The organism is Streptomyces sp. NPDC107521, assembly GCF_055598485.1.
Genome location: NZ_JBVKAT010000004.1, coordinates 266,869 through 284,070, shown reverse-complemented (window position 1 = coordinate 284,070; position 17,202 = coordinate 266,869). Strand labels below are relative to the sequence as shown.

At 72.7% G+C, this 17,202-nt stretch carries 14 protein-coding genes; 11 read left to right on the top strand and 3 right to left on the bottom strand.

The genetic code is table 11. The features are described 5' to 3' along the window. Positions 1 to 11: 11 nt before the first annotated feature. Positions 12 to 956, bottom strand: coding sequence for a LysR family transcriptional regulator (locus ACZ7LB_RS09100; RefSeq protein ID WP_471466474.1), 945 nt, complete (start codon positions 954 to 956; stop codon positions 12 to 14). A 328-nt stretch (positions 957 to 1,284) separates the two neighbouring features. On the opposite strand from ACZ7LB_RS09100, the gene ACZ7LB_RS09095 reads away from it, so the two are divergent. Then, on the top strand, positions 1,285 to 2,871 hold the full coding sequence (locus ACZ7LB_RS09095) for an alpha/beta hydrolase (RefSeq protein WP_471466472.1): 1,587 nt from the start codon (positions 1,285 to 1,287) through the stop codon (positions 2,869 to 2,871). Between the two features lie 122 nt (positions 2,872 to 2,993). Here ACZ7LB_RS09095 and ACZ7LB_RS09090 read toward each other — a convergent pair whose 3' ends face one another. Next, on the bottom strand, positions 2,994 to 3,569 hold the full coding sequence (locus ACZ7LB_RS09090; RefSeq protein ID WP_471466470.1) for an adenylosuccinate lyase: 576 nt from the start codon (positions 3,567 to 3,569) through the stop codon (positions 2,994 to 2,996). Positions 3,570 to 3,973: 404 nt separating this feature from the next. Between ACZ7LB_RS09090 and ACZ7LB_RS09085 the strand changes: the two genes are divergently transcribed. From ACZ7LB_RS09085 to pssA, 9 genes are all read left to right on the top strand, one after another. Beyond that, a complete protein-coding gene (locus ACZ7LB_RS09085) occupies positions 3,974 to 5,779 on the top strand; it encodes a 3-hydroxyacyl-CoA dehydrogenase family protein (RefSeq protein WP_471466469.1) in 1,806 nt (601 codons plus the stop codon). Between the two features lie 204 nt (positions 5,780 to 5,983). Continuing rightward, complete coding sequence (locus tag ACZ7LB_RS09080; RefSeq protein WP_471466467.1) at positions 5,984 to 6,796, top strand: TetR family transcriptional regulator; 813 nt, start codon at positions 5,984 to 5,986, stop codon at positions 6,794 to 6,796. 407 nt (positions 6,797 to 7,203) lie between these two features. Beyond that, positions 7,204 to 8,541, top strand: a complete 1,338-nt coding sequence (ccrA, locus tag ACZ7LB_RS09075; RefSeq protein WP_471466633.1) for a crotonyl-CoA carboxylase/reductase — start codon at positions 7,204 to 7,206, stop codon at positions 8,539 to 8,541. A gap of 10 nt (positions 8,542 to 8,551) precedes the next feature. After that, positions 8,552 to 10,579 carry a protein meaA gene (locus ACZ7LB_RS09070; protein ID WP_471466465.1) on the top strand — a complete coding sequence of 676 codons (2,028 nt, stop codon included), beginning with the start codon at positions 8,552 to 8,554 and terminating at the stop codon, positions 10,577 to 10,579. Next, positions 10,576 to 11,550: an HpcH/HpaI aldolase/citrate lyase family protein gene (locus tag ACZ7LB_RS09065; RefSeq protein ID WP_471466463.1), complete on the top strand. Its 975-nt coding sequence runs from the start codon at positions 10,576 to 10,578 to the stop codon at positions 11,548 to 11,550. Before ACZ7LB_RS09070 ends, ACZ7LB_RS09065 begins: the two co-directional genes overlap by 4 nt. A gap of 5 nt (positions 11,551 to 11,555) precedes the next feature. Continuing rightward, complete coding sequence (locus tag ACZ7LB_RS09060) at positions 11,556 to 12,068, top strand: MaoC family dehydratase (protein WP_471466461.1); 513 nt, start codon at positions 11,556 to 11,558, stop codon at positions 12,066 to 12,068. Next, positions 12,069 to 13,274 carry an acyl-CoA dehydrogenase family protein gene (locus ACZ7LB_RS09055; RefSeq protein WP_471466459.1) on the top strand — a complete coding sequence of 402 codons (1,206 nt, stop codon included), beginning with the start codon at positions 12,069 to 12,071 and terminating at the stop codon, positions 13,272 to 13,274. A 170-nt stretch (positions 13,275 to 13,444) separates the two neighbouring features. After that, the gene (locus ACZ7LB_RS09050; RefSeq protein WP_471466457.1) at positions 13,445 to 14,101 is read left to right on the top strand and encodes a phosphatidylserine decarboxylase; all 657 of its coding nucleotides are present in this window, start codon (positions 13,445 to 13,447) and stop codon (positions 14,099 to 14,101) included. Between the two features lie 22 nt (positions 14,102 to 14,123). Further along, positions 14,124 to 14,942, top strand: a complete 819-nt coding sequence (pssA, locus tag ACZ7LB_RS09045; protein WP_161229824.1) for a CDP-diacylglycerol--serine O-phosphatidyltransferase — start codon at positions 14,124 to 14,126, stop codon at positions 14,940 to 14,942. A 392-nt stretch (positions 14,943 to 15,334) separates the two neighbouring features. Here the strand turns inward: pssA and ACZ7LB_RS09040 are convergent, their stop codons facing one another. Further along, positions 15,335 to 16,486, bottom strand: coding sequence for a glycerate kinase (locus tag ACZ7LB_RS09040; protein ID WP_471466456.1), 1,152 nt, complete (start codon positions 16,484 to 16,486; stop codon positions 15,335 to 15,337). Between the two features lie 209 nt (positions 16,487 to 16,695). On the opposite strand from ACZ7LB_RS09040, the gene ACZ7LB_RS09035 reads away from it, so the two are divergent. Next, positions 16,696 to 17,190, top strand: coding sequence for an NUDIX domain-containing protein (locus ACZ7LB_RS09035; protein WP_471466454.1), 495 nt, complete (start codon positions 16,696 to 16,698; stop codon positions 17,188 to 17,190). Positions 17,191 to 17,202 lie beyond the last annotated feature (12 nt).

The window sequence follows — 17,202 nt, the reverse complement described above, 5'->3', positions numbered from 1 at the left end:
AGAACGCGGGGTCACCCGGCTCCGGGCGCCTCGGCGTCCAGGAACCGGGCGATCGACGCGGCGAACTCCTCGCTCACCCCGTGGTCGCGTCCGGCGTCGCTGATGCCGACGGTGACGTTGATCTCCGGCAGGAGTCCGGGCAGCGGTGTGGCGGGCAGGTCGGTGCCGCAGCGCTCCCGGTCGTCGAGGACCACCCCGGTCGGCACGACGGAGATGCACTCGCCCAGCCGGATGAGGGCGTGCATCGTGCGGTAGTCGTCCACCACGTGGAAGCGGGAGATCTCGTAGGTCTCGATCAGGGTCGTGGTGATGCGGGCGTGATGGGTGAGCACCGGGTTGTCGAAGAGGACGAACCGGTAGCGGGAGAGCAGCTCGGTCAGGGCGGGGACGCTGTGCTCCTCCAGGACGGTGCCCGGCGGGTGGACCAGCGCCATGTCCTCGGTGCCGACGACCTCGGTGTGGAACGGGTGGTCGGACTCCGTGGAGTAGAAGAACCCGGCGTCGAGCTGGTTGAGTTCCAGCAGGTCGATGAGGGTGGTGGCGGGCCGGCTCGTGATCCGGAACTCGTCGGCGCCGTAGGAGCCGAGGGCGCTGCTCACCACGGCCCGCACGGAGCGCTCCGAGAGCCAGTTGTCCACGCCGAACATGACCTTGTGCGGGTGCCCGGCGACCTCGTCGAAGCTGCGGGGCCGGGCCGGGTCCTTGGTGCCGAGGACGGCGGAGGCGTTCGACAGATCGCGGATGAGCGTGGCGGCGTAGGGCAGGAAGTAGGACCCCTGGGGCGTGAGCACCACCCCGGTCCAGCCGCGTTCGAACAGGGCGAAGCCGAGGCTGTCCTCCAGCCGCCGCAGCCGTTGGCTCATCGTCGGCTGGGTGACGTAGAGGCCGGCGGCGGCCTTGGAGATGCTCCGGTGCTTGGCCACCGCGAGGAAGGAGTGAAGGGCCTCAAGGTCCACGAATGCCCCGCTTCGTTCATGTTCGGCTTGGTTGAAAGGGACCCTACTGCCTCACGGGGCCCTGTCGACCTGCCGCAGGTCACGGTTTCGCGTGCCGCGCGCGACGTGAGGGAGGGCCGGCGGGGTACCGGTGGCGCTTGATGACGTGGGGGTCCGTCCCGTCCGGCGCCCTGCGGTTCGGTTTCGTTCCGGCCCGTTCGAGGGCATTTCGCGACCCGATCGGGTCATATGAGGAGGGATCAGGTTCTTCCGGAGGCTCACTCCGGGACGATGCGCGAGGGCCGCGACCCCCGCGGACCGCTCGCCCCCGCGTCCTGGGGAGGACTCCATGAGACACCGCGCAGCCCTGCTCTGCGGCGCCGCCGTCCTCGCGGCCGGCTCGTTCACCGCCGTTCCCGCGGAGGCCGGAGCGTCCGCCTCCGTTCCCGTCGCGAAGCCCGCGCGGATCGACTGGAAGGCGTGCGGCACCGACGGTCACCCGACGCTCCAGTGCGCCTCGCTGGCCGTGCCGCTCGACCACGCCCGCCGGCGCGGCGAGCGGATCACCCTGGCACTGACCCGCGTCCCGCACACCGCGAGGACGTTCCAGGGGCCGCTCCTGGTCAACCCGGGCGGCCCCGGCGGCAGCGGACGCGGACTCGCCGGGTTCGTGGCCTCCTCGCTGCCCGGGGAGGTGGCCTCGCAGTACGACGTGATCGGCTTCGACCCGCGCGGCGTGGGCGCGAGCGAACCGGCCCTGGACTGTGCGCCGGGCCACTTCGACCCGGTGCGCCCCGGGTCGGTGCCCGCCACCCCGGCCGTCGAGCGGGCCAACCTGGCGCGGGCGAAGTCCTTCGCCGACGCCTGCGGCGCCGCGTACGCGAAGCTGCTCCCGCACATGAGCACGGTCGACGCGGCACGCGACATGGACGCGATCCGCGCGGCCCTCGGCGCGTCCCGAATCAACTACTTCGGCTACTCGTACGGCACCTACCTGGGCGCCGTCTACGCCAAGCTCTACCCGGAGCGGGTGCGCCGCCTGGTTCTGGACTCGGTCGTCGACCCGGCGGACATCTGGTACGACGCCAACCTCAACCAGGACCGCGCCTTCGAGGACCGCCACCGCGCCTTCATGGCCTGGATCGCCCGGAACGACGCCGCGTACGGGCTCGGCAGGGACCCGGACCGGATCGGGGCGCGCTGGTACGCCATGCGGGAGGCGCTGGCCGAGCACCCCGCCGACGGCAGGGTGGGCGCCGCGGAACTGGAGGACACCTTCCTGCCCGGCGGCTACTACGACGGCTACTGGCCCCACCTGGCGGCGGCCTTCGCCGCCTACGCCAACGACGGGGACACCGGGCCGCTCGTCGGAATGTACGAGGCCCTCGGTGCCCAGGACGCCGCCGGGGACAACGGCTACAGCGTCTACACGGCGGTGCAGTGCGCCGACGCCCCCTGGCCGCGCGACTGGCGCACCTGGCGCGCCGACAACGCCGAGGTGGCCCGGAAGGCCCCGTTCATGACCTGGAACAACGCCTGGTACAACGCGCCCTGCGCCTTCTGGCCCACCGCGCCGCGCCGCCCGGTGGACGTCGCCAACCGCGCGCTGCCCCCGGCGCTGCTGTTCCAGGCGACCGGCGACGCCGCCACCCCGTACGAGGGGGCCGTCACCACACACCGCCTGCTGCGGGGTTCCCGTCTGGTGGTCGAGGAGGGCGGCGGCAACCACGGCGTCACGCTCAGCGGCAACGACTGCCTGGACGGGCATCTGGCCGCGTATCTCGCCGACGGAACCGTGCCGCGCGGCGGGGGCGCGGGCGGGGAGGCGGACGCGGTGTGCCCCGCGCCGCCCCGGCCCGAGCCCCTGACGGCGAAGACGGCGTCCGCCTCCTCGCGCGGCTCCACCCTGCACGGGCTGCTCGGCGTCCGCGGCTGACCGGCCCGTCGCGAGGATCCCGGCGGGAAGTCCGGGCGGGCCGGGCGCTCCGGGCCGGGCGGCCCGCCCGCCGTGCCCGGCCGCCGGGTCGAGGGATCACGGGCCCCGCCGGTGACGGGCCCTCAGCGCCGCCCGGGGATGCGGGCCAGCGCCCGGACCGCCGCCTCGGCCAGCGCGGGATGCGCGAGGGCATCGCGGAGGACGGGCACGGCCCGGTCGTCGCCCAGGGTGCCGAGGCCCTCGACGCAGGCCAGGGCCACCCGGCGGTACGGGTCGCGCGGGCCGAGCCGTCTCGCCAGGGCGGTGATGAGCGCGGGCGCCGACTCCGGGGCGCGCAGTTCGGCCAGCAGTCGCACCGGCTGCAGGGCGTAGGCGACGCGCAGTTCGTTGGTGGCGAGCGTGGCGGCGGCGCGGGCGGTGCGCGGGTCGCCGAGGCGGGCGAGGGCGTGCGCGGCGGCGGCGCAGCGCGGCGGATCGCGGTGGTTGAGCAGCAGGATGAGCGATTCGAAGGCGCGCCGGTCGCCCGCGACGCCGAGCCGGAACGCGGCCAGTTCACGGGCCCAAAGGGGCTGCCCCTGTTCGGTGAGCACCGCGGCCAGTTCGTCGTGGTCCCCGGTGGCGGTGAGGCGGTCGTACTCCGCCGTCCCGCCCGACTCCATCCGTAAGCGCTCCGTGAGCGCGCGCGACTCCTCGTCCATGGCATCGAGGTTAGGCCGGTCACACCCGCCATGGGAGTCACGTCACGAACACGGGGGGCTGGCGCGCTCGTTACCCGCCGGTTAAGCTCGGATGAGCGAGTCATCCACTCGTACGCACTCCCCATGGCGGTCCGGTGACGCGGCCGGCATGAGGAGTTCCCGTACCCGGGCACAGGTGTGCGCCGGTCGCCCCAGGCGCTCCGGGTACCGCAGGACGGCATGGCCCCGGGACAGGGCCGGGCCGGAGGCCGCCGGGCGGGCGCACAACACGCCCCCGACGGCACGCACGGACACGCCGGGGCACCGGCGCGTTCCGCACCCGCACCCCCCTTCCCCGCACGCGTCCGGCGCGCTCCCGCGCGCCGGGGCGTGTTCCCGTCGTCATCCCCTTCTGGAGTCCTGTGATGGCCACTCCCCCGTCCGGCATCGTCCCTTCCCCGCCGCGCACCGTCGCCGTGGTCGGCCTCGGCACCATGGGCACCGGCATCGCCGAGGTCCTGGCCGTGGCCGGCCGGGACGTCATCGGCATCGACATCGGTGAGGCGCGGACCGCCGGGGCCCTCGCCGTGCTGGAGTCCTCCACCGCCCGCGCCGTGGAGCGCGGGCGGCTGACCGGGGCGGAGCGCGCCGAGGCGCTCGCCCGGGTCCGCACCGCCACCGACCTGCGGGCGGCGGCCGACGCCGATCTGGTGATCGAGGTCGCCCCGGAGTCGTACGAGGTCAAGCGGGAGATCTTCCGTGAGCTGGACCGGATCGTGCGCCCGGGGACGATCCTGGCGACCGGCACCAACGCGCTGTCCGTGACCCGGCTGGCCGCCGAGTCGGCCCACCCGGAGCGGGTGCTGGGCCTGCACTTCTTCAACCCGGCGCCGGCCATGCGGCTGGTCGAGGTGGTCTCCTCGGTGCTGACCTCGCCGGACGCCGTCGAGGTGGTCACCGGTCTCGCCCTGGATCTCGGCAAGGAGCCCGTCGCGGTCGGCGACCGGCCCGGGTTCGTGGCGGACGGGCTGCTGTTCGGCTACCTCAACCAGGCGGCGGCGATGTACGAGTCGCGCTACGCGACCCGCGAGGACATCGACGCCGCGATGCGCCTCGGCTGCGGTCTGCCGATGGGACCGCTGGCCCTGCTGGACCTGATCGGCGTGGACACCGCGCGCACCGTCCTGGAGGCCATGTACGCGGCCACCCACGACCGGCTGCACGCGCCCGCCCCGGTGCTCGGCCAGCTCGGCGAGGCGGGGCTGACGGGCCGCAAGGCGGGCCGCGGCTTCTACACCTACGAGGCGCCGGGCGGTGCCACCGTGGTCCCGGACGCCCTGACACCGCTCGGCGGCGGCCCCTCGGTCGCGGGCCGCCCGGTGCGCGTGGTCGGCGTCGCCGGATCGGGCACCATGGCGTCGGGCATCGCGGAGGTCTTCGCGGCGGCCGGGTACGAGGTCGTGCTCGCCGCCCGGAGCCCGGAGCGGGCGCGCGCCGCGAGGGACCGGGTCGCCGCCTCGCTGGCCCGCTCGGTCGGCAGGGGACGGCTGTCCGCCGAGGCGGCGGCCGGGACCCTGGAGCGCATCCGCCCGACGGGCACCTACGACGACTTCGTGGACGCCGATCTGGCGGTGGAGGCGGTCGCCGAGGACCTGGAGGTCAAGCGGCGGGTGTTCGCCGCCCTGGACAAGGTCTGCCGTCCCGGCGCCGTCCTGGCCACGACCACCTCCTCGCTGCCGGTCGTCGCCTGCGCCCGCGCCACCTCGCGCCCGCGCGACGTGATCGGCATGCACTTCTTCAATCCGGCGCCCGCGATGCGGCTGGTCGAGGTGGTGCGCACGGTGCTGACCTCCGACGAGGCGCACGCCACCGTCCGCGAGGTCTGCGCCACGGTGCGCAAGCACGCCGTGAACTGCGGGGACCGGGCCGGGTTCATCGTGAACGCGCTGCTGTTCCCGTACCTGAACAACGCCGTGAAGATGGTCGGGGAGCACTACGCGACGCCGGACGACATCGACGCGGCGATGCGGCTGGGCGGCGGGTACCCGATGGGCCCGTTCGAGCTGCTGGACGTGGTCGGCCTGGATGTCTCGCTGGCCATCGAGCGGGCGCTGCACCGCGAGTTCCGGGATCCGGGGCTCGCCCCGGCGCCACTGCTGGAGCATCTGGTGGCCGCGGGCTGCCTCGGCCGCAAGACCGGCCGGGGCTTCCGCGAGCACGCCCGCCGCTGAGCCGCCGGGCCCGCCTCCGTCCGCCGGGCCCGCCCGGCGCCGCCCGGCGGGTCTCCACCCGGCGGACCGCCGCCCGACGGGTTCCGGCCCGACGGGCGGCGGGGCGGACCGCCCGATCCGGCCGGGTCCTCCCCGCCCCCGGCGGGCGGGACGCCCCCCCCCGGTTGCGCGCACCGGTTCACGCCCATGCAGTACGTTCGGTGCATGTCCCAGCCCGCCAAGTCCTCACGTACACCAGCCACGCCCGACGCGCCGGAGAGCGCGGCCGGCAGCCGGGCCGCCGCCCAGCGGCTCAAAATGCGCCGGGAACTGGCGGCGGCGGCGATGGAGCTGTTCGCGACCAAAGGGTACGAAGCGACCACCGTCGACGAGATCGCGGCGGCGGCCGGTGTCGCCCGCCGCACCTTCTTCCGCCACTTCCGCTCCAAGGAGGAGGCGATCTTCCCGGACCACGACGACACCCTGGTCCGCGCCGAGGCCGTGCTGAACGCGGCGCCCGCGCACGAGCATCCGCTCGACACGGTGTGCCGCGGCATCAAAGAGGTCATGAAGATGTACGCGGCCCGGCCCCAGATCTCCGTGGCCCGCTACAAGCTCACGCGCGAGGTGCCCACCCTGCGCGAGGCGGAGATCGCCTCGGTGGCCCGCTACGAGCGCCTGTTCACCCGCTATCTGCTCGGCCACTTCGACGAGCACGCCCACGACGACGACTCCAACGACGACCCGCTGCTGGCGGAGGTGGCCGCCTCCGCCGTGGTGACCGCCCACAACCACGTGCTGCGGCGCTGGCTGCGCGCGGACGGGCAGGGGGACGTGGAGGCCGAGCTGGACCACGCCTTCGCGATCGTCCGCCGGACCTTCGGCACCGGCATCGGTGCCGGGCGGGGTGCCGCGCCGTCGCGGCCGGCCGCCGCCTCGGCCTCCGCCGACGGCGAGGTGCTGGTGACGGTGGCGCGCACCGACGCGCCGCTGCACGAGGTCATGCGCGCCATCGAGCAGGCGCTGAAGGACCGCTGAGAGGTAGCGGACGAGCCCCCTCCCCCGTGATCACGGCCACCCCTGTGGGTGGCCGTTCTCGTATCTCCGGGACCGGTTTCCACCTCCTCGGTGATCGCATTCGATCGATCATCGCTCATCTGTGAGGTAAAGAATTCATCTGAGTGCAATCTCTGACACTCAGTGCCTTGCAAGCTGACACGGCGTGCCATACGTTGAAGGTGTCCGGGCTGTCCCCGCGAGCCATCCCCCGCGTGCCCGGCGCCTGCGTCACAGGCACCCTCACGCCCCCTCACGCCCCCCTCACGCGCCGGCGCACACCACCCCGCCGAACCGATGGCATCCCCCGCACCGATCACTCAGCAGGAACCGACGCACCCCCAGCGCCCCTCCTCTGGGCGCCCACTGCCGGAGGCACCACCGTGACCATGAAGGACATCCTGGACGCGATCCAGTCGCCCGGCCCGACGGCGGCCGACATCGCCGCGCTGCCCCTGCCCGAGTCGTACCGCGCGATCACCGTGCACAAGGACGAGACGGACATGTTCGCGGGCCGCGAGACCCGCGACAAGGACCCCCGCGAGTCCCTCCACCTGGACGAGGTGCCGCTGCCCGAACTGGGCCCCGGCGAGGCCCTGGTGGCCGTGATGGCCTCCTCGGTCAACTACAACTCCGTGTGGACCTCGATCTTCGAACCGCTGCCCACCTTCGGTTTCCTGGAGCGCTACGGCAGGGTCAGCGAGCTGACCGGCCGCCACGACCTGCCGTACCACATCATCGGCTCCGACCTCTCCGGCGTCGTCCTGCGCACCGGCCCCGGGGTCAACGCCTGGCGGCCCGGCGACGAGGTGGTCGCCCACTGCCTCTCCGTCGAGCTGGAGTCCTCCGACGGCCACAACGACACGATGCTCGACCCCGAGCAGCGCATCTGGGGCTTCGAGACCAACTTCGGCGGCCTCGCGGAGATCGCCCTCGTCAAGTCCAACCAGCTCATGCCCAAGCCGGGCCATCTGAGCTGGGAGGAGGCCGCCGCGCCCGGCCTGGTCAACTCCACCGCCTACCGCCAGCTCGTCTCCCGCAACGGCGCCCAGATGAAGCAGGGGGACAATGTGCTGATCTGGGGCGCCAGCGGCGGCCTCGGCTCCTACGCCACCCAGTTCGCGCTGGCCGGCGGCGCCACCCCGATCTGCGTGGTCTCCAGCCCCCGCAAGGCCGAGATCTGCCGCCGGATGGGCGCCGAGCTGATCATCGACCGCAGCGCGGAGGACTACCGCTTCTGGCGGGACGAGCACAGCCAGGACACCCGTGAGTGGAAGCGCTTCGGCAAGCGCATCCGCGAACTCACCGGCGGCGAGGACGTCGACATCGTCTTCGAGCACCCCGGCCGCGAGACCTTCGGCGCCTCCGTCTACGTCACCCGCAAGGGCGGCACCATCGTCACCTGCGCCTCGACCTCCGGGTACGACCACCAGTACGACAACCGGTACCTGTGGATGTCGCTCAAGCGCATCATCGGCTCCCACTTCGCCAACTACCGCGAGGCGTGGGAGGCCAACCGCCTCGTGGCCAAGGGGAGGATCCACCCGACGCTCTCCAGGGTCTACTCCCTGGAGGACACCGGGCAGGCCGCCCACGACGTGCACCGCAACGTGCACCAGGGCAAGGTCGGCGTCCTGTGCCTCGCCCCCGAGGAGGGCCTCGGCGTGCGGGACACGGAGCTGCGCGCCCGGCACGCCGACGCCATCAACCGCTTCCGGAACATCTGAGGGGCGCGTCATGAGCGAACGCCAGAAGGACCGTCCGTGGCTGATGCGGACATACGCCGGCCACTCCACGGCCGAGGCCTCCAACGAGTTGTACCGGCGCAACCTGGCCAAGGGCCAGACGGGCCTGTCGGTCGCCTTCGACCTGCCCACCCAGACCGGCTACGACGCCGACCACGTCCTCGCCCGGGGCGAGGTCGGCCGGGTCGGGGTGCCGGTCGCCCACCTCGGTGACATGCGCCGCCTGTTCCGGGACATCCCCCTGGAGCGGATGAACACCTCCATGACCATCAACGCCACGGCCATGTGGCTGCTGGCGCTCTACCAGGTCGTCGCCGAGGAGCAGGGCGCGGACCCGGCCCTGCTCCGGGGCACCACCCAGAACGACATCGTCAAGGAGTACCTGTCCCGGGGCACCCATGTCTTCCCGCCGGGCCCCTCGCTCCGCCTGACCACCGACATGATCGCGTACACCGTCTCCCACCTGCCCCGGTGGAACCCGGTCAACATCTGCAGCTACCACCTCCAGGAGGCGGGCGCCACGCCCGTCCAGGAGATCGCCTACGCGATGTCCACCGCCATCGCCGTGCTGGACGCGGTCCGCGACTCCGGCCAGGTGCCCGAGGAGCGCATGGGCGAGGTGGTCGGCCGCATCTCCTTCTTCGTCAACGCGGGCGTCCGCTTCGTCGAGGAGATGTGCAAGATGCGCGCCTTCGGCCGCGTCTGGGACCGGGTCACCCGCGAGCGGTACGGCATCGAGGACCCCCGGCAGCGCCGCTTCCGCTACGGCGTCCAGGTCAACTCCCTCGGGCTCACCGAGGCCCAGCCGGAGAACAACGTCCAGCGGATCGTGCTGGAGATGCTGGCGGTCACCCTCTCCCGGGACGCCCGCGCGCGGGCCGTGCAGCTCCCCGCCTGGAACGAGGCCCTCGGCCTGCCCCGGCCCTGGGACCAGCAGTGGTCACTGCGCATCCAGCAGGTGCTGGCGTACGAGAGCGATCTGCTGGAGTACGGCGATCTGTTCGAGGGATCGACGGTGGTGGAGGCCAAGGTCGAGGACCTGGTGGCGGAGTCGTCCGCCGAGATCGGGCGCATCGAGGAGATGGGCGGTGCCCTGGCCGCCGTGGAGTCGGGCTACCTCAAGTCCCGGCTGGTCGCCTCCCACGCGGAGCGCCGGGCCCGGATCGAGTCCGGCGAGGAGCGGATCGTGGGGGTCAACGCCTTCGAGGGCACCGAACCCAGCCCCCTCACCGCCGATCCGGACACGGCCGTCCAGACCGTGGACCCGGCGGTGGAGGCCCGGGTGGTGGAGTCGCTCCGCCACTGGCGCGACACCCGCTACCAGCCGCCGTTCAACCACCCGCGCCCCTGCAAGGCCCTGGAGCGGCTGAAGGAGGCCGCGCGCGGCACCGGGAACCTCATGGAGGCGACCCTGGAGTGCGCCAGGGCCGGTGCCACCACCGGCGAGTGGGCGGGGGCGCTGCGCGAGGTGTTCGGCGAGTACCGGGCGCCCACCGGCGTCTCCTCGGCACCGGTGGCGGTCGCCGCCGAGGAGGGCTCGGCGCTGGCCGGGGTGCGCCGCAAGGTGGAGCTGACGGCCCGCGAGCTGGGCGTGGGCAAGCTGCGGTTCCTGGTGGGCAAGCCGGGCCTCGACGGGCACTCCAACGGCGCGGAGCAGATCGCCGTGCGGGCCCGGGACGCCGGGTTCGAGGTGGTCTACCAGGGCATCCGGCTCACCCCGGAGCAGATCGTGGACGCCGCCCTCGCGGAGGACGTGCACGTGGTGGGCCTGTCCGTGCTGTCCGGCTCGCACACCAGGCTGGTGCCCGAGGTGCTCGAACGGCTGCGCGCGGCCGGTGCCGCCGACATCCCGGTGATCGCCGGTGGCATCATCCCGAAGGGCGACGCCGACGGCCTGCGGGCCGCCGGAGTGGCCGCCGTCTTCACCCCGAAGGACTTCGACATCACCGGCATCATCGGCCGCGTCGTCGACGAGATCCGCACCGCGAACACACTCGAACCCCTGGAGGTCCCCGCATGACCAGCCCCGCTCCCCAGGTCGACCGCCTGCGCCCCCGGCGCTCCTGCCTGGCGGTGCCCGGCTCGAACCCGCGCTTCCTGGAGAAGGCCCAGGGCCTCCCCGCCGACCAGGTCTTCCTGGACCTGGAGGACGCCTGCGCGCCGCTCGCCAAGCCGGAGGCACGGCACACCGTCGTCAAGTTCCTCAACGAGGGCGACTGGACCGGCAAGACCCGTGTGGTGCGGGTCAACGACTGGACCACCGAGTGGACGTACCGCGATGTGGTGACGGTGGTGGAGGGCGCCGGGCAGAACCTGGACTGCCTCATGCTGCCCAAGGTGCAGGACGCCCAGCAGATCGTGGCCCTGGACCTGCTGCTCACCCAGATCGAGAGGACGATGGACTTCGAGGTCGGCCGCATCGGCATCGAGGCGCAGATCGAGAACGCGCGCGGTCTGAACAACGTCAACGAGATCGCCCAGGCCTCCCCGCGCGTCGAGACGATCGTCTTCGGCCCGGCCGACTTCATGGCGTCGATCAACATGAAGTCCCTGGTCGTGGGCGAGCAGCCGGCGGGCTACCCGGCGGACGCCTACCACTACATCCTGATGAGGATCCTGATGGCCGCCCGTGCCAACGACGTCCAGGCCATCGACGGCCCCTACCTCCAGATCCGCAACGTGGACGGCTTCCGCGAGGTGGCCCGGCGCGCCGCCGCGCTCGGCTTCGACGGCAAGTGGGTGCTGCACCCCGGCCAGGTGGAGGCGGCCAACGAGGTCTTCTCGCCCACGCAGGAGGACTACGACCACGCGGAGCTGATCCTCGACGCCTACGCCCACCACACCTCCGAGGAGGGCGGCAGGAAGGGGTCCGCGATGCTCGGCGACGAGATGATCGACGAGGCGAGCCGCAAGATGGCCCTGGTCGTCTCGGGCAAGGGACGGGCCGCCGGGATGCGGCGCACCTCGGCGTTCGAGATCCCGGAGGGCTGAACGCCATGCGGTTCGGACGCACCTACGAGGAGTTCGAGGTCGGCGCGGTGTACAAGCACTGGCCGGGCAAGACGGTCACGGAGTACGACGACCATCTGTTCTGCCTGCTGACCATGAACCACCATCCGCTCCACCTGGACGCCAACTACGCGGAGCGCACGACCGACTTCGGCCGCAACGTGGTGGTGGGGAACTACATCTACTCCCTGCTGCTGGGCATGTCCGTGCCGGACGTGTCCGGCAAGGCGATCGCCAACCTGGAGATCGAGTCGCTGCGGCACGTGGCGCCGACCTTCCACGGCGACACGCTCTACGGCGAGACGACGGTGCTGGACAAGCGGCCGTCGAGGTCGAAGGACGACCGCGGCATCGTGCGGGTCGAGACCCGGGGCTACAAGCAGGACGGGACGGTGGTCTGCGTCTTCCGCCGCAAGGTGATGGTGCCGACGGCGGCGTACACCGAGGAGCGCGGCGGGGAGCAGCCCGGCCGCCCCGAGCCGAGGGAACAGGGGAAGTAGATGAGCCGTCTCGCCCGCACCCACGGGCTCACGGACGTGCAGCGGGAGATCCTCTCCACCGTCCGGGAGTTCGTGGACAGGGAGATCCTCCCCGTCGCCACGGAGCTGGAGCACCGCGACGAGTATCCGCAGGACATCGTGGACGGGCTCAGGGAGCTGGGGCTGTTCGGCCTGATGATCCCCGAGGAGTACGGGGGGCTGGGCGAGTCGCTGCTCACCTACGCCCTGTGCGTGGAGGAGATCGCCCGCGGCTGGATGTCGGTGTCCGGCATCGTCAACACCCACTTCATCGTGGCGTACATGCTCAAGCAGCACGGCACACGGGAGCAGAAGGAGTTCTTCCTGCCGCGCATGGCGGCCGGTGACGTCCGGGGCGCGTTCTCCATGTCGGAGCCGGCGCTGGGCTCGGACGTGTCGGCGATCACGTCGAAGGCGGTGCGGGACGGCGACGAGTACGTCCTCACCGGCCAGAAGATGTGGCTGACGAACGGCGGTACGTCGTCCCTGGTGGCCGTGCTGGTGAGGAGTGACGAGGGTCACCCCGAGGGCACCGCCCCGCACCGGTCGATGACGACCTTCCTGGTGGAGAAGGAGCCGGGCTTCGGGGAGGTCCATCCCGGCCTCACCATCCCCGGGAAGATCGACAAGATGGGCTACAAGGGCGTCGACACCACCGAGCTCATCATGGACGGCCTGCGCGTTCCCGCGGACCGGGTGCTCGGCGGGGCCACCGGCCGGGGTTTTTACCAAATGATGGACGGGGTCGAGGTGGGCCGGGTCAATGTGGCGGCGCGTGGCTGCGGTGTCGCGCAACGTGCCTTCGAGCTCGGGGTCCGGTACGCCCAGCAGCGGCACGCGTTCGGCCGGCAGATCGCCCAGCACCAGGCCATCCAGTTCAAGCTGGCGGAGATGGCTACCAAGGTGGAGGCGGCGCATGCGATGATGGTCAATGCTGCACGCAAAAAGGACTCGGGCGAACGAAACGACCTGGAAGCGGGGATGGCCAAGTACCTCGCCTCCGAGTACTGCAAAGAGGTCGTGGAGGACGCCTTCCGGATCCACGGCGGCTACGGCTTCTCCAAGGAGTACGAGATCGAGCGCCTCTACCGCGAGGCGCCGATGCTCCTGATCGGGGAAGGCACCGCCGAGATCCAGAAAATGATCATCGGCCGTCGACTGCTCGAAGAGTATCGATTCCAGGGTTAGATGTCCGGATACGGGGTGTTTTCTTGGAGAAGAAGGTCACACCCCGTAGGCGCTGTTCGGCCGTCGACTCGGCTTCCTGGCTTACCCAGTTGCGACCGATAGCCGCTACGATCGCCGGAAAGCCGCCGTCCCCCGTCAGAGCGCGGCATCATCCGCTACGAAGGTCATCCATGCCCCACAGCCAAATCTCTGCACCCCGCGACAGCCGCGCCAGCGTACGCCTCGCGCGCGGAGCCTCGCCGTGGCTCCTGCCGACCGTCGCCACCGCAGCCCTCAGCCTGGCCCGCGCCCGCCGCTCGGGCGCGGCCAAGGCCGTTGCCGTTCCCGCCACCGCCCTGGCGGCGGGGATGCTGTGGTTCTTCCGCGACCCCGAGCGCGAGATCACACAGGGCCGGGTCATCTCGCCCGCCGACGGTGTGGTGCAGAGCATCATGCCGTGGAAGGACGGACGGACCCGGGTCGCGATCTTCATGAGCCCGCTCAACGTCCATGTGAACCGGGCGCCGCTGGCCGGCACCATCACGTCGGTCGAGCACGTCCCGGGCGGCTTCGTTCCCGCTTTCAACAAGGAGAGCGAGAACAACGAGCGGGTCGTGTGGCACTTCGACACCGAGCTGGGCGACATCGAGATGATCCAGATCGCCGGCGCCGTGGCCCGCCGCATCGTGCCCTACCTGCCGTCGGGCACCAAGGTCGAGCAGGGCGAGCGCGTCGGTCTCATCCGCTTCGGTTCCCGCGTCGACCTCTATCTGCCCGAGGGCGTGGACATCGCGGTCGAGGTGGGGCAGAAGACCGTGGCTGGGGTGACTCGAATTGACCGTGATTGATCCAGAGACACAGACCGGGTGGGTGCCCGAGGCCGACGAGGCGGACGACGAGGAGGAGATGCCGCTCTCGCTGCGCCTGTCGATAGCGGACACGCTCACTCTCGGCAACGCCACGTGCGGCTTCATGGCGGTGTACTTCACCACCACCGGCATCCTGATCCCGCACCTCATGGGCAGCGAGGAGTCGGGCATGGCCCGGCACAGCGCGGCCACGGCGGTCATCCTGATGCTGTGCGCGGCGATCTTCGACCTGTTCGACGGGCTCGTGGCGCGCAAGCTGCGCAGCTCGCCGATGGGCGCGGAGCTGGACAACCTGTCCGACCTGATCAGCTTCGGGCTGGCGCCGGCGTACTTCGTCCTCGTCTACGGCATGGTGGCGCACGACGCGTATCAGCGGGTGGCGGCGGTCGGCGCGATCGTGGTGCTGCTGGCGGTGGTGCTCAGGCTGGCGAGATTCTCGTGCGTCACCGTGAAGGACGGGACCTTCCAGGGCATGCCGTCGCCGTTCGGGGCGCTGACGGTGGTCTCGATCGTGCTGCTGGAGCTGCCGTTCGTGGCGACGCTCCTGGCCATCATCGGAACGGCATGGCTGATGGTGAGCCGGGTCGAGTACCCGAAGCCGCGGGGCCGCCTCGCGGTGGCGATGCTCTCCTGGATCGTCCTGTCCATGGGGCTGCTGGCCGCCTGGGCGTTCGACGCGCCGAGCGGGCAGTTGCTGCTCCAGACGGGGTGCGCGCTCCAGCTCGTCATGGGCGCGGTGATCCCGCTGTTCGCCACGGCCCGCCGGGTGAACAACTTCCGTGACAACCGGCGGGAGGCACGCGCGGCACAGCTTCCGTAGCTCGACCGCTGGGAAGGGCCCCGGACCCGGGAAGGGTCCGGGGCCCTTTCGTCTGCCTTCCGGGGCCCTTTCGTCTGCCTTCCGGGGCCGTTTCGTCGTCCGCCGCGCCCGTCCCACCGGAGTACCACCGGTACCACCGGTCCGGGGCTCCGCCCCGTGCACCGTCGCCGCATCCCGCCCTGGGCCCGCCCCGCCCGCGTCCCCGCACCCCCGCGCCGCACGACGCCGCCTGCCGCAGCGGCGCGAGCCGAGGCACGGCGGGCCGGAACGGCGTGGACCGGGAGACGGCGGGCCGGGCGGGGACGGCGGCACGACGGCCGACCGGGGGGGGCGCCGCAGGGCGAGGGGGAACGCCCGCGCCGCAGGGCGAGGGGGAACGCCCCGGCCGGGGCCTACGCGAGGAAGTCGCGGGCGACGCGCTCCGCCACGCGTTCCAGGACCGGGCCCGCACGGGCCACGCACACCGCCGGGTCCGGTTCCACGTCCGTCAGCGGATAGGCCCGCCGGATGCCGGCCCGCTCCAGCGCCTCCGGTGACAGGGTCAGCCGTCCGCACACGGCGACGACCTCCTTGCCGGCGGCCCGTGCCGCCGCCGCGACCCCCACCGGTGCCTTCCCTCGCAGGGTCTGCTCGTCGAGCGACCCCTCCCCGGTGATCACCAGATCGGCCCGTTCCAGTGCCGCGGCGAAGCCCAGAGCGTCGAGCAGCACCTCGATGCCGGGCCGGAACCGCGCCCCCAGCAGCAGCGCGGCGAAGCCGATGCCGCCCGCGGCCCCGGCCCCCGGCGCGGCGGCGCACTCCGCGGCACGTCGGCCGACGGCCGCCTCCAGCACCTTCGCGAAGTGGGCGAGGGCGGTGTCCAGCGTCCCGACGTCGCGGGGCGAGGCCCCCTTCTGGGGGCCGTAGACGGCGGCGGCGCCCGAGGGCCCGGTCAGCGGGTTGTCGACGTCGGCGGCGAGGACCAGTCCGGTCCGCGCGAGTCTCGGGTCCAGGCCCGACAGGTCGGCCGAGGCGACCTCGGCGAGGGCTCCGCCGCCCGGCCCCACCGGTTCCCCGTCGCGCCGCTGGAAGCGGGCGCCCAGCGCGGTCAGCATCCCGGCACCGCCGTCCGTGGTGGCGCTGCCGCCCACCCCGAACACGATCGTGCGCGCCCCAGCGTCCAGCGCGGCCCGCAGCAGTTCGCCGGAGCCGTACGTGGAGGCGGTGAGGGGGGCCAGGACCCCGGGGGGCAGCCGTCGCAGCCCGCTGGCCTCCGCCATCTCCACCACAGCGGTGGTCCCGCGCAGCGCGAGGACCGCCGTCACCTCGTCCCCGAGGGGCCCGGTGACCCGCGTCTCGTGGCGCGAGAAACCGGCGGCCAGCGCGGCGGCCACGGTGCCGTCCCCGCCGTCGGCCACCGGCAGCGCCTCGACCACCACGTCCGGCACGGCACGGCGCAGCCCGGCGGTCACATGGCGCGCGACCTCGGCGGCGGTCAGGGTGCCCTTGAACTTGTCGGCGGCGACGAGCACGCGCCGGGGCCCGTCCGCTGCGGCGTCGGCCACGCTGCTCCCCCTCGCTCCCGGCGGCGCGCCCGTCACGGCGGTCGCGCCGCTGCGACCATAACCGCGCGCACCGCTCCCGTCACACTCCCGCCGGGCGCGAACGTCCGGTCCGGCGGACGTGGAACGTCCGGTCCGGCGGACGTGGAACGTCCGGTCCGGCGGGCGCGAACGGCCGGTCCGGCGGGCCCCAGGCCGGATACGCTGACGGAATGACCTCTGCCGACTACGCCACGTACATCGCCGGCCTGCCCCGCATCCTGGCCGGGGCGGCCTCGCTGCTCCGCGACGAGGAGGGCCGGGTGCTGATCGTCGAGCCCAACTACCGCAAGGGATGGGCGCTGCCCGGCGGCACCGTCGAGTCCGACATGGGCGAGTCGCCCCGCCAGGGGGCCCGGCGCGAGACCGCCGAGGAGATCGGGCTGGACGTGGTGCCCGGACGGCTGCTGGCGGTGGACTGGGTGCCGGGTGCCCAGCGGCCCCCGATCGCGGCGTTCCTGTACGACGGCGGCGTCCTGTCCGCGGAGCGGCTCGGGGCGATCCGGTTGCAGGAGGAGGAGCTGCTGTCCTGGCGGCTGGTGCCCCGTGAGCGGCTGGGCGACCATCTGCTGGGCCCGCTGCACGGACGGGTGCTGGCCGCGCTGGACGTGCTGGCGGAGGGGTCCGGGGCGGCCGAGCTGGAGAACGGTGTCCGCGTCGACCGGTGAGCGGCCCCGCCG

What these genes read in the sequence shown, in the direction of transcription:
- ACZ7LB_RS09095 (WP_471466472.1), top strand. Translation starts at nt 1,285, where the DNA reads ATGAGACACCGCGCAGCCCTGCTCTGCGGCGCCGCCGTCCTCGCGGCC.
- ACZ7LB_RS09090 (WP_471466470.1), bottom strand. Translation starts at nt 3,569, where the DNA reads ATGGACGAGGAGTCGCGCGCGCTCACGGAGCGCTTACGGATGGAGTCG.
- ACZ7LB_RS09085 (WP_471466469.1), top strand. Translation starts at nt 3,974, where the DNA reads ATGGCCACTCCCCCGTCCGGCATCGTCCCTTCCCCGCCGCGCACCGTC.
- ACZ7LB_RS09080 (WP_471466467.1), top strand. Translation starts at nt 5,984, where the DNA reads ATGTCCCAGCCCGCCAAGTCCTCACGTACACCAGCCACGCCCGACGCG.
- ccrA (WP_471466633.1), top strand. Translation starts at nt 7,204, where the DNA reads ATGAAGGACATCCTGGACGCGATCCAGTCGCCCGGCCCGACGGCGGCC.
- ACZ7LB_RS09070 (WP_471466465.1), top strand. Translation starts at nt 8,552, where the DNA reads ATGAGCGAACGCCAGAAGGACCGTCCGTGGCTGATGCGGACATACGCC.
- ACZ7LB_RS09065 (WP_471466463.1), top strand. Translation starts at nt 10,576, where the DNA reads ATGACCAGCCCCGCTCCCCAGGTCGACCGCCTGCGCCCCCGGCGCTCC.
- ACZ7LB_RS09060 (WP_471466461.1), top strand. Translation starts at nt 11,556, where the DNA reads ATGCGGTTCGGACGCACCTACGAGGAGTTCGAGGTCGGCGCGGTGTAC.
- ACZ7LB_RS09055 (WP_471466459.1), top strand. Translation starts at nt 12,069, where the DNA reads ATGAGCCGTCTCGCCCGCACCCACGGGCTCACGGACGTGCAGCGGGAG.
- ACZ7LB_RS09050 (WP_471466457.1), top strand. Translation starts at nt 13,445, where the DNA reads ATGCCCCACAGCCAAATCTCTGCACCCCGCGACAGCCGCGCCAGCGTA.
- ACZ7LB_RS09035 (WP_471466454.1), top strand. Translation starts at nt 16,696, where the DNA reads ATGACCTCTGCCGACTACGCCACGTACATCGCCGGCCTGCCCCGCATC.